9 protein-coding genes are annotated in these 12,337 nt (G+C 60.7%); 5 read left to right on the top strand and 4 right to left on the bottom strand.

Going from position 1 to position 12,337, the window contains the following annotated elements:
* Positions 1-133: 133 nt before the first annotated feature.
* The 3 genes from CIC07_RS24405 to CIC07_RS24395 all read left to right on the top strand — a co-directional run bounded on the left by CIC07_RS24405 (position 134) and on the right by CIC07_RS24395 (position 5,195).
* The gene (locus tag CIC07_RS24405; RefSeq protein ID WP_076357386.1) at positions 134-703 is read left to right on the top strand and encodes a GNAT family N-acetyltransferase; all 570 of its coding nucleotides are present in this window, start codon (positions 134-136) and stop codon (positions 701-703) included.
* Between the two features lie 224 nt (positions 704-927).
* Positions 928-4,041 (top strand): galactose-binding domain-containing protein, encoded by a 3,114-nt coding sequence (locus CIC07_RS24400; RefSeq protein WP_076357388.1) that lies wholly within the window; start codon positions 928-930, stop codon positions 4,039-4,041.
* A gap of 170 nt (positions 4,042-4,211) precedes the next feature.
* A complete protein-coding gene (locus CIC07_RS24395; protein ID WP_094248286.1) occupies positions 4,212-5,195 on the top strand; it encodes an iron-hydroxamate ABC transporter substrate-binding protein in 984 nt (327 codons plus the stop codon).
* Between the two features lie 71 nt (positions 5,196-5,266).
* On the opposite strand, the gene CIC07_RS24390 is transcribed toward CIC07_RS24395, so the two are convergent.
* The 4 genes from CIC07_RS24390 to CIC07_RS24375 form a co-directional block, all read right to left on the bottom strand.
* Positions 5,267-6,184: an aldo/keto reductase gene (locus tag CIC07_RS24390; RefSeq protein ID WP_076357392.1), complete on the bottom strand. Its 918-nt coding sequence runs from the start codon at positions 6,182-6,184 to the stop codon at positions 5,267-5,269.
* 309 nt (positions 6,185-6,493) lie between these two features.
* The gene (cstA, locus tag CIC07_RS24385) at positions 6,494-8,287 is read right to left on the bottom strand and encodes a carbon starvation protein CstA (RefSeq protein WP_076357394.1); all 1,794 of its coding nucleotides are present in this window, start codon (positions 8,285-8,287) and stop codon (positions 6,494-6,496) included.
* Between the two features lie 177 nt (positions 8,288-8,464).
* Positions 8,465-9,211: a LytR/AlgR family response regulator transcription factor gene (locus tag CIC07_RS24380; protein WP_076357396.1), complete on the bottom strand. Its 747-nt coding sequence runs from the start codon at positions 9,209-9,211 to the stop codon at positions 8,465-8,467.
* On the bottom strand, positions 9,186-10,970 hold the full coding sequence (locus CIC07_RS24375; RefSeq protein ID WP_094248285.1) for a sensor histidine kinase: 1,785 nt from the start codon (positions 10,968-10,970) through the stop codon (positions 9,186-9,188). The genes CIC07_RS24380 and CIC07_RS24375 overlap by 26 nt, the downstream gene beginning before the upstream one ends.
* A 227-nt stretch (positions 10,971-11,197) precedes the next feature.
* Between CIC07_RS24375 and CIC07_RS24370 the strand changes: the two genes are divergently transcribed.
* Both CIC07_RS24370 and CIC07_RS24365 read left to right on the top strand, forming a co-directional pair.
* Positions 11,198-11,830 carry a bifunctional transcriptional activator/DNA repair enzyme AdaA gene (locus tag CIC07_RS24370; RefSeq protein WP_083688289.1) on the top strand — a complete coding sequence of 211 codons (633 nt, stop codon included), beginning with the start codon at positions 11,198-11,200 and terminating at the stop codon, positions 11,828-11,830.
* On the top strand, positions 11,802-12,320 hold the full coding sequence (locus CIC07_RS24365) for a methylated-DNA--[protein]-cysteine S-methyltransferase (protein ID WP_076357402.1): 519 nt from the start codon (positions 11,802-11,804) through the stop codon (positions 12,318-12,320). Before CIC07_RS24370 ends, CIC07_RS24365 begins: the two co-directional genes overlap by 29 nt.
* Positions 12,321-12,337: the final 17 nt, after the last annotated feature.

Below are 12,337 nucleotides of genomic sequence, written 5' to 3'. Positions count from 1 at the left end.
CGAAACGGTCCCTTGCCGCCAAGCCCGCCGCTCGGTAAGGTTAGGCTAAACCTCGAAAGGCGCTGGACTGTATACCGGTTCCTTGCTCGAGGCTGTTGGATCATGAAAACTTGGGATTGGGAGATGAACGACAATGAACGACAGTCTGTCTGCGATGCGCCTGGAAACGGAGCGCCTGATCATCCGGCCGTACAAGGAAAGCGACTTGATGGATTCCTACGAGCTGATGCAGGATGGAGAGCTGCTGACGTACATGCATATGGACGTGCTGTCTTTCGAGCAGTATGAAGAGCTGTTCCGGTGGCTGCTGGACAGTTACGGGGATGGTTTTGAAGAGCCCTTCAAATACTCTTTCCCCATCCTAGCCAAGGAGTCCGGCGAAATGGTCGGCTGGTGCGGCATCGGGGAGCTTGACTTCAGCCGCCCGGACAAGGAGCTGTATTACCTGATCCGCCGCAGCGACTGGGGCCGGGGGTATGCGGGCGAAGCGGCTGCCGCGCTGGCCGCCTACGGATTCGATGCCATCGGGCTGGACCGGCTGCATGCCAAGGCCGACCCCCGCAACGCGGCGTCGCTCCGTGTGCTGGAGAAGCTCGGCTTCGCCTTCAGCCATGTGCTTGGAGGGTTGGCCGGCGACGATGAGGACTGCAACGGAGAGAGGATGCATGTGCTTTCGAGAGAGAGCTTCCAAGGCCGCCGGTAAAGACGAAGCATGGGGCCCTTTCTTGTGGGCGAAAGGGCTTTTTTGCTTTTTCCATTCCGGCGTTGTCACAAAAATGGCTTTATAGGTCATCCATGTAGTGGCCTGCCTGGGAGCGCCTGGCTACAATGGGAGGTGAAAGCGCGCCTGACCGCCATTCATTCCGAACGAGAAGGAGGGCTGAGCAAGTTCCGCTTCAGATCAAATCATACGGAGGTATGAATAACATGAGATCGAATGCAAAAACGGGCAAGCTGCTGGCCCTGTTCCTGGCGCTGTCCTTGATGGCTCTTCAACTTCCTTTTGCACCGGGGGCTTCCGCCGCTCCGCAGACGTATGAGGCCGAGTCCGCCGTGCTGACCGGCGGCGCCGTGAAGGCGGCCGACCATGCCGGATATACCGGCACCGGCTTTGTCGGAGGATTGACGGATGCCAATAAAGGCAATGCCTCCATCACCTTTTCTGTAAGCGCTTCCTCCGCAGGCGGCTACACGACGGTTCTCCGTTATGCCAACGGCTCCGGAGGCAGCCAGACGATGAGCCTGTATGTCAACGGTGCCAAGATCAAGCAAATCCCGCTTGCCGGCACGGCGGACTGGAATACTTGGTCGACCCAGACCGAGACCGTCTCGCTGAATGCGGGCAGCAATGCGATCGCTTACAAATTCGACGCGGCAGACACGGGCAATGTCAATATCGACAATATTACGGTCGATGCTTCCCTGGGCGCCAATCTGGCTCTGAACAAAGCGGCAGCGGCCAACAATGCGTTCTCCGGCTTCCCCGCATCCAATGCCACGGACGGAAATGCAGCGACCTATTATGAAGGAGCGGCGAATTCCTATCCGAACACGCTGACCGTGGATCTGGGCAGCGCGCAAAGCATCGGCAAGGTCGTGCTCAAGCTTCCTCCTTCCTGGGGCGCGAGAACCGAGACGCTCTCCGTGCAGGGCAGCTCCGACAACTCGTCCTATGTCACGCTTGCGGCTTCCAAGGCGTATGCCTTCGAGCCGTCGTCTTCCAACACGGCCGCGATCGCCTTCACGGCAGCCTCGGCCCGCTATGTGCGGGTCAGCGTTACGGCCAATACCGGCTCGACGGGAGGCCAGCTGAGCGAAGTCGAGGTGTACGGCTCCGGCTCGGCGACGCCGACGCCGACCGCTACTCCGACAGCGACGCCAACGCCGACAGCGACGCCGACACCGACGCCGACACCGGCCGGAACGTATGAAGCCGAGACGGCGACGCTGTCCGGAGGCGCGGCCGTGGCGAGCGATCACACGGGTTATAGCGGAACCGGCTTTGTCGGCGGCTTCACCGATGCCAACAAAGGCAGCGCTTCGGCAAGGTTCAACGTGAGCGCTTCGACTGCGGGCAATTACAGCGTTGCGCTGCGTTACGCCAACGGCTCGACGGCCGCCCAATCCTTGAGCATCTACGTGAACGGCGCCAAGGCGGCGCAGACCGCCCTAGCTGCGACTTCGAGCTGGGACGCCTGGGCGGTCAAGACCGACACCGTCGCTCTGAATGCCGGCAGCAACACGATCATGTACAAGTACGATACGACCGATACCGGAAACGTGAACCTCGACAAGATCGACATCGCCTATGTCGTGCCGACGCCTACGCCGGTGCCGACACCGACGCCGTCTCCGGGCTCGTATGGAGCGTCGATGCCTTATGACGCCTATGAAGCGGAAAGCGCGTCCTACACAGGCGCGATCGTAGGACCGTCGACCACGTTCGGCGACCTCGCTTCGGAAGCCTCGGGACGAAAAGCCGTCAAGCTGACCGCGGCCGGCCAGTATGTTCAGTTCACGCTGAACAAAGCCGCCCAAGGCTTGACGATCCGCTACTCCATCCCGGACAACGCGGCCGGAACGGGCATCGATTCCGCGATCAGCCTATATGCCGGCGGAACGCTGATCAAGGACGTCGGCCTGACGTCCAAGTACAGCTGGATCTATGGAGCCTACGGCACGGAAGGCGGGGAGATCCGCTGGTCCAACAATCCGAATGCGGCTCCGAACACGCCGCATCACATGTATGACGAGGTGTCGGTCCAGCTGGACAAATCGTATCCGGCCGGCACGGTCATCAAGCTGCAGCGCAACGCCTCCAACCTGAACTTCGCCTCGACGGCGAGCGTGACGGTCGACCTGATCGAGACGGAAGCCATCCCAGCCGCCTTGTCGATGCCTGCGGGATATGTGTCCATCACGAGCTACGGCGCGGTGGCGAATGACGGAGCCGACGATACGACGGCCATCAACAATGCCGTCAATGCGGTCAAAAACTCGGGCGGAGCCTACAAGGGCGTATGGATTCCGGCGGGAACCTTCACGCTGAACAACGGCACCAAGGGAGCCGGCTACAACGGAACCGGAACGAGGCTGTATCTGGACAGCGGCGTATCCATGAAGGGCGCCGGCGTCTGGCATTCCACCCTCTCCGGCAGCTATGCGGGCATCTACCTGCGGGGCGGCAACGTCACGCTGTCGGACTTCAAGCTCAGCGCGAACGATCTCATCCGCGACGATTACAACGGAGTGACCGGCGTGGAGGGCAACGGAACGAACTCGACGATCTCCAATCTGTGGATCGAGCACGCCAAGGTCGGAGTGTGGCTGACGAACCAGACCAATGCCGGCGCGATCACGAATTCCCGGATCCGCCAGGTCTGGGCGGACGGCATCAACCTGCATTACGGCACGAGCAATACGACCGTAAGCAACAACTCGATCCGCAATAGCGGCGACGACGGCATGGCGATGTGGTCGGACACCTATCTGGATACGAACAACACGTTCAGCTACAACACGGTCCAGATTCCGACGCTGGCGAACAACATCGCGATCTACGGCGGCAAGGACAACAAGGTCATCGGCAATCTGGTGACGGATACCGTCGTGAACGGCTCCGGCATCTCGTTCGGCACGAACTTCAACCCTCCGTCCATGACGGGCACGCTGACGGTCCAGAACAACATGCTGCTGAGAGCGGGCTCCTACCATAAGGACTACGGCTATCAGATCGGCGCCATCTGGGCTTACTGGGTCGGCAACAGCGGCAAAGCCCAAAACCTGACGGTCACCGTATCGGGCAATACGATTCAGGACAGCGTCTACTCCGGCGTCTTCATCGAGGAGCCGGCTCCGGGCGTATCCGTGACGTACGCTTCCAATACGATCACTAACGCCGGTACTTACGGCTTCTATGTGAGGGGATCGGCGACCGGCGCGTCCACCTTCACGAACAACACGGTGAACGGTGCGCCTTCGGGCAAGTTCGTCAATACCTCTTCGAGCTTTACGGCAAGCGGTTCGGGCAACAACTGGTAAAGATCTACCAAGACCCCTCTCCATTCCGGAGAAGGGGTCTTTTTTTTTCGGCGGTCGGCAATCGCAACAAGCAGACGTTCCCGATTGACAAGCCTTCTATCTGCCTCTATAGTTTAAAGGGTGATACTGATAATCATTATCAAAAGATTAGACAAAAAAGGGGTATTTCAATGAAAAAGTGGATGTTCATACCAGTCCTTCTGCTGCTGACGGTGGCGCTGGCCTCCTGCGGCAGCAAAAATAACGGCAGCAACGGCAATACAGCTGCGAACAGCGGCGGCACGCCGGGCGCCTCCGAAGCTCCTGCCGCGTCTAATGCGCCATCGCCTGGGCCCGATGGGGCTTCCGGGACGATCACCTACGAGTCCGAGACCGGCCCGGTGGAGGTTCCGGCGAACCCGCAGCGCATCGTCGGCCTGACGAACGCGCCGAACATCCTTGCGATGGACGGCAAGATGGTGGGCGTCGATGAATGGACGGGGAAAGATCCGCTGTTCAAGGACAAGCTGCAGGGAGTCGCCGTCGTGTCCGAGGACAGCCTCGAGCAGATCATCGAGCTGAAGCCGGATCTCATCGTGGCCGGAGCGCAGACGAAAAACATCGACAAGCTCAAGGAAATCGCGCCTACGGTCGTCTACACCTGGGGCAAGCTGGATTACCTGAACCAGCAGCTGGAGATCGGCAAGCTCCTGAACAAGGAGAAGGAAGCCCAGGAATGGATCGACAGCTTCAAGACGCGCGCCGCCGAGGCCGGCAAGGAAATCAAGGCCAAGATCGGCGAGAGCGCGACGGTATCGGTGCTTGAATACGACGCCAAGAGCTTCTATGCCTTCGGCAACAACTGGGCCCGCGGGACGGAGATCCTGTATCAGGCGATGGGACCCGGCATGCCTGAATCCGTCAAGAAAGACGCCCTCGGTCCCGGCTACTACACCCTCTCGAGCGAAAAGGTGCCGGATTATGCCGGCGATTGGATCGTCCTCAGCCAGATGGCCGGAGTCGAGAACCCGATCTTCGAAACCAAGACGTGGAAGAGCATTCCAGCGGTCGAGAAAAACCAGGTCATCACGATCAAGACGGAGGAGTCCAGCTACAGCGACCCTATTACGCTGGAGCATCTGCTGGCCGTTTTCAAGGAAGGCTTCCTGAACTAAATCCGGAACGAGAACACAAAAAGAGTGCGCCTCCAGCCATCGCCGATGGCTGGAGGCGCACTCTTTGCTTTTTACGGAAGGATATTGCCTGCCGCACGGAAGATGGCGTACCATTCCTCGCGCGTGAGCTCAATGTCGGCGGCTTTGACGCAGTCCTGCAGACGCTCGATGTTCATCGTGCCGACGACCGGCTGCATTCGGGCCGGATGGCGCAGGATCCAGGCGACCGCGATCGTCGTGTTGCTGACCCCGTACTTCGCCGCGACCTCGTCGATCTGCTTGTTCAGCTCGGGGAACTTGTCGCTGCCAAGGAAGACGCCTTCAAAGAATCCGTACTGGAACGGCGACCAAGGCTGGATCGTGATGTCATGCAGACGGCAGAAGTCGAGGATGCTGCCGTCGCGGTTCACGGCCGAAGCGTTCTCCATGTTGACGTTGAAGCCCTGGGAGATCATCGTGGCGTTCGTGACGCTCAGCTGCAGCTGGTTGGCGACGATCGGCTGCTTCACATATTTCTGCAGCAGCTGGATCTGCATCGGATTCTGGTTGGAGACGCCGAAGTGGCGGACCTTGCCGGAGCTCTCCAGCAGGTCGAACGCCTCGGCTACCTCCTCGGGCTCGACGAGCGTATCCGGACGGTGGAGCAGCAGCGTGTCCAGGTAATCGGTCTTCAGCCGCTTCAGGATGGCGTCGACGGAATTCAGGATATGCTTCTTGGAGAAGTCGAACATGCCGGGGCGGATGCCGCATTTGGACTGCAGGATGAGGTTCTCGCGCACGCTCGGCGTCATATGGACGGCTTCGGCGAAGATTTCCTCGCAGTCGCCTCCGCCGTAGATGTCCGCATGCTCGAAGAAATTGGCTCCGAGCTCAAGCGCCGTCTGGACGAAGCGTTCAGCGTCCGGCTTGTCCAGCGAGTTGATGCGCATGCAGCCGACGGCGACGACGGGAACCTCCAGGCTGCTTGTTCCCAGTGGAATCGTTCTCATGGATAAGGACCTCCTAAATGTATGTAGGAATAAGGACAAGGCATGAATCTCGATATGACTCTATTGTGGCATATAGGGAATCCGCTTTCAACACGTGTTCACAAAGAGAAGAGGTGGCAGGAGTAGGGCAAGGGCGGGCGGAGAAGAGGATAGGGACAAGAGTAGGCCGCTGACGGCAACGCGGCAAGGCAAGGCAGCCATAAAAAGAAAAGGCATCCCGGATCTGTCCGGAATGCCTCGTTTGCAGTTTGGTGCAAGGAATGATGTCCTGAAATCGGGCTTCTAATCGAACGGATGCAAGCGGCGACGTTAAGAAGACAACGATTCCAGCTGAGCCCGCGGGTGGTTGAACGTCTTGATCCAGTTGCGCGCCGCCGTGAACATGATGATGATGCCGAGCACCAGCATGATGATGGACAGCACCGCGTTCAGGACGTTGTAGCCGGAGGCGTCCGGGTTCAGGTAGACGTTTTTGACCATCCAGTAGCCCGCGTAGTTGACGGTGACGAACAGGTAGGCGAGCGGAATGAGGCAAGTGAGCATATACCGCCGCTTGTCGGCCACCCGCAGGATGACTGTCGCTCCGATGATGAGGCCGATGGAGGCCATCAGCTGGTTGGAGACGCCGAACAGCGCCCATACCGAGCCGATGTCGCCCGAGAAGAGCAGATAGCCCCACATGAAGCAGGCGAGCGCGCTGGCGAATATCGTGCCGGGTATCCAGTCGACGCGCTTCAGCGGCTTGTACAGCTCGCCGAAGAAATCCTGGATCAGATAGCGGGAGACGCGCGTGCCGGCATCGATCGCCGTCAGGATGAACACCGCTTCGAACATGATGACGAATTGGAAGAAATACGGAGCGAGATTCTCGAACCATGGAATCTTCGTGAAGATATACGTCATGCCGACGGCGAGCGTCACCGCGCCGCCTGTGCGGCCTTCCAGATCAAGGCCGATCTCCTGGCTCAGCTCCGGCAGATGGACGGTGCTCATGCCCAGCGTCGCGAAGACTTCGGGCTTGGAGTTGATGGCGAAGTAGTCGCCTGGCTGCAGCGCCGTAGCCGCGATCAGCGCCATGATGGCGACAAGGCATTCCACGAGCATCGCGCCGAACGCCACCGGCTTGATGTCGCTCCAGCGGTTGATCATCTTCGGCGTCGTGCCGGAGCCGATGAACGCATGGAAGCCGGAGATCGCGCCGCAGGCGATCGTGATCGAGATGAACGGCCATACCGGCCCGGCCAGGATCGGTCCGCCGCCGCCGATGAATTCCGTCACGGCAGGGAACTCGATCGCCGGATTGATGATGAAGACGCCGACGATGAGGGCGATGAAAACGCCGATCTTCATGAAGCTGCTCAAGTAGTCGCGCGGGGCGAGCAGCAGCCAGACCGGCAGGGCGGCGGCGAAGAAGGCGTAGATCGGCAGGATGACCGAGAGCGTGCTCGTATCGAACGTCAGCCAGTCGCCGACCACGGTGTCCTGGATGGAAGGGCCGGCGAAGACGCCGATCAGGAGCAGGATGAAGCCGATCGTGGAGGCGAGCTTCAGGTTGCCGGTCTTCTTGTAGAAGAGGCCGACGCCCATGGCGATCGGAATCGTGATGGCGACGGCGAACGTGCCCCAAGGGTTGTTCTCGAGCGCATGCAGCACGACCATCGACAAGCCGGCCATCGTGATGGTGATGATGAACAGCATCGCGAGGCCGGTGCAGAAGCCGGCGACCGGTCCGAGCTCCTGCTTGGCGACCTCGGAGAGAGACTGGCCGTTGCGCCGCATCGAGGCGAACAGCACGACGGCGTCATGCACCGCGCCGCCGACGACCGCGCCGATGAGCAGCCACAGGAGGCCCGGCAGATAGCCGAACTGGGCGGCGAGGATCGGGCCGACGAGCGGTCCGGCTGCCGCGATGGCGGCGAAGTGATGGCCGAAGGCGACCCATTTGTTCGTCGGGACATAATCCTTGCCGTCCTTGAGCGTATGCGCCGGAGTCGGCGTATCGTCGCTCAGCTTCAGCACCTTGCGCGTGAAGAACGTGCCGTATAATCGATAGGCAATCATGAGAATGCATATGGAACCGATTACGATTGAAATCGCATTCATGGTGGTGACCTCCCAAGACGTTGATATTCTCTAGAATAGAAAAAGAAACGCCTTGGAAACCGTTTTCAAGATAAAACGCAGGAATTCAGGGATGAGGCGCAGGGATCAAGCGGCGAATGGAAGCGGCTTCATCGCGGAATCAAAGCCTCGGAGGCGAGAGGGGGCACTAAGCGGAGCTCAAAGCCCGATCAGCTGCTTCAGCTCCTTCAGATACGTGCGGCTGACGGGCACCTTGGCTCCGTTCCTCATGATCAGCGTGCAGGTCGAGTGGAACCAGGGCTGGATTTCCTCGATCTCGTCCACATTGGCGAGATAGGCGCGGTGGACGCGCATGATCGGCGTTCCCTGCAGCTTCTGCTCGAAGGTGACGAGCGGCTCGCCGACCTTGTACGTCTGCTCTGCGGTCACCACCAGCGTTTTTCCTTCTTCCGCCGTGATATACAGGATTTTGCCGATGTTCACCAGAAGGATGCGCTCGTCGACCGTGATCGCCAGCTTGCCGGTCCGCTCCGGCGCGGAAGCAGGCCGGAGCGGCGCAGGAGCCTGGCGGCTGGGGCGGCCTTCACGCAGCGCGGCGATCTTCTCCACCGCCCGGCGGATCCGTTCTTCATCGTACGGCTTCAGGATGTAGTCGGCGGCGTTGAGCTCGAACGCGCGGAGCGCATATTCGTCGTAGGCCGTGGCGAACACGATTTCCGGACGGGGGTCCAGATTCTGGAGCTGCTGCGCGATTTCAAGCCCGCTCTCTTCGGCGAGCTGGATATCGAGAAAGACGGCATCGGGCGCCGCCTTCCGTATGCCCTGGATCGCCTCCTCCAGCGATTCCGCTTCTCCGATCACCTCCACGCGCTTGGTGCGGTGCAAGATATAGGCCAGCTCGTCGCGGGCGAGCGGCTCGTCATCCACGATAAATGCTTTCAGCATCCTGTTCCCCCCCATAATGATGGCTGAGCGGCACGGCAATTCGGATCCTGGCGCCGCCGCTGCCGCTTGCGATCTCGAAGCTTGCGGCTCCCTGATAGATCTCTTCGATGCGTTTCCTGATATTGTGCAGCGCTGTCCCGGTGCCGGAGGCGGACTTGACCTTCTGCCTGCCGACCGTCCCGAGAAGCTCCTTGGCGAAGCCGATGCCGTCATCCTCTGCGACGAGCACCATCCGGTCGTCCTCCCGGAACGCGGTGATCGTCACATGTCCCACCCGTTTTCCCTTCAGCGGTCCGAAAGCATGGCGCACGGCGTTCTCCACGAGAGGCTGCAGGGTGAACGGCGGAATGAGCACCTCTTCGAGCGCAGGATCGATGTCCAGCTCGACCTTGTATTTGCCTGGAAAACGGGCCTTCTCCAGCATCAGGTAGGCTTCGACATGCTCCAGCTCCTTGCGCAGCGGGATGAGCATCTGCCGCGCGCCCTGAAGATTGCTGCGGAAAAAGACGCCGAGCTGCAGCAGCAGCTTGCGCGCGGTCTCCGGATCGGTGCGGCACAGGGCGGAGATCGTGTTGATCGCATTGAACAGGAAATGCGGATGCACCTGCGCCTGCAGCGCCTTGATCTCCGCGTCCTTCAGCAGACGGCTCTGCTGCTCGGCCTCCGCCAGCTCCAGCTGCGTGGAGAACAGCTTGCCGAGGCCTTCGGCCAGCTCCTGCTCCACCCGGTCCATCTGAAGGGGGTTCGTGAAATAGAGCTTGAGCGTGCCGACCGTATGCTGATGCACCTGGAGCGGCAAGACGATAGCCGCCTGCAGCGGACAGCCCTCATGGTTGCATTGGATCGCCTCCCGCGTCTTGGCCTTCAGCAGCCGGCCATGCTCCAGCACGTTGCGGGTGAGCTGGGTGGAGATGCTCTGCATCGGGATATGATGGTCCGAGCCGGTTCCGACATGGGCCAGCACCTGCTGCCGGTTGGTGATCGAGATCGCATCGGCATGGGTCGTCCTCAGCATGATCTCCGCCACCTCGCGGCAGGAGTATTCGCTCAGTCCTTGCCGGAAGAACGGCAGCGTCTGGTCGGCGATATGCAGCGCCTTGTGCGTCTGGAGGGCGCGGGTGCGCTCCTCCTCCTGCACGATCGATTGCACGAACAGCATGAACAGCAGCGTGCCGAAGCCGTTGATGACGATCATCGGAATGCCGATGACCCGCACGAGCTCCAGAGCGGGCTCGAACGGGCGGGCTGCGAGCAGGATGATGCCCATCTGCGCGCATTCCATGACGATGCCGATGACGACGGCGCGCCAGGTCATGCTCTTGCCCTTGCGGCGCATCCGGGCTCCGATCAGGCCGGTGATCAGGCCGGCCATGATCGTCGAGACGCCGCAGGCGGCCGCCGTGAAGCCGCCGAGCGTAATGCGGTGCACGCCGGCGATCAGGCCCGCCCCGAAGCCGACGAGCGGGCCTCCGAGCAGGCCGCCGAGCACGACGCCGAGCACGCGCGTATTGGCGAGGGCGCTTTCATAATCGACATTGGCCTGCCAAGCCTGCGAGGCGATGGCGCCGTGGCTGATTTTGATTCCCGTATAGTTGCTGATGATGCCGAATGCGCCGAAGATGGCGATCAGCAGCAGCTTCTCCTTGAGCCGATGCTCATGGTGGATGATTTGGCGGAACGACTTCATCCGGGAGAGCAGAAAGACGACGATGAGCAGAATGCCGACCCTCTCGAGCATGAGCGGCAGCAAATGGATCACGAAGGGTTCACCTGCTTCCATGGGTTTGAGCCTGATTATACCCTAAAATGAAACGGGTCCGTCAGGCGCCGTGGAGATTCCGACCTTAAAAGCAAGAATGAGGATGATTCGGAGCGCCATTTGAGCTAGACTGACCTTGCGAGTCACCCTCCTCGGCTGCGAGATGCCGGTGAGGGCAGAAGCAGTCCGGAGAACCCGGCAAGGAAGGCGGCGGCACGGTGGAGACCATGGGCTTCGAGGAAATGTGGGAAAAGATCATCGCCTGCGACAAAACGTATGACGGCTTGTTCTATACCGCCGTGAAAACGACGAAAATCTACTGCCGTCCGTCCTGCCGCTCCAGAAAGCCGAAGAAGGAAAATGTCCGCTTTTACGGACATAGGGAGGAAGCCGAAGCGGCCGGATTCCGTGCCTGCAAGCGATGCCAGCCCGAAGCGGAGCGGACTCCCCATGCCGCCCTGATCCGGAGCGTAACGGCCTTCCTGGTCCGGGAGCACCGGCGGGCTCTGTCGCTGCGGGACATCTCCGCATATGCCGGCGTAAGCCCGTACCATCTGGAGAGGCTGTTCAAGCAGGAGACGTCGGAGACGCCGCGGACATTTCTGGAGAAAATACGGGTGGACAAAGCGGCCCGCCTCCTGCGCACGACAGACCGGGGCAGCCTGGACATCTGCTACGAGTCCGGATTCCGCAGCCCGTCTCATTTCTACAAGGCGTTCCGTCGCCTGACGGCTTGCACGCCAAGCCAATACCGCCGCCGCTCGGCCGCAGGAGAGGCTTCAGCGTTCTGCGACGCGCATCCGGCTCATCAACCCAAGGAGGTCATTTCCAGTGAGCAAGCAGCATCGAGTCGGCCTTGACACCCCCATCGGGGTGCTCAGCATTGCCGGTACGGACGAGGGCGTCCAATCCATCCTGTTCTCCGAGGAGGAGCAGCTGCCGGAGCCGATCCGGCCCGATACGCCTCAAGCTCTGATGGAATGCCGGCTGCAGCTGGACCAATACTTCCGCGGCGAGCGCCGGATGTTCACGTTCCCATGCGCCGCTCAGGGAACCGAATTTCAGAAGCGCGTATGGCAAGCCTTGACCGATGTGCCCTACGCGCAGACGGCATCCTACAAGGACATCGCCGTTGCGATCGGCAGCGAAAGGGCGATCCGGGCGGTCGGCAGCGCCAACGGGAGGAACAAGCTGAGCATCGTCGTCCCCTGCCACCGGATCATCGGCTCCAGCGGCGCCCTGACCGGCTATGCCGGCGGTCTTTGGAGGAAGGAGTGGCTGCTCCTCCACGAGAAGGCTGTCCAGTCCGCCGAGCCCGGAGCTGCGCGCGAAAAAGAACCCCTTCCGTGAAGGAGTCCTTTCTGTGC

Source organism: Paenibacillus sp. RUD330 (assembly GCF_002243345.2).
GTDB lineage: Bacteria > Bacillota > Bacilli > Paenibacillales > Paenibacillaceae > Paenibacillus_O.
Note: the sequence above shows the minus strand (reverse complement) of the source record. Positions and strands in the feature narration are given on the sequence as shown.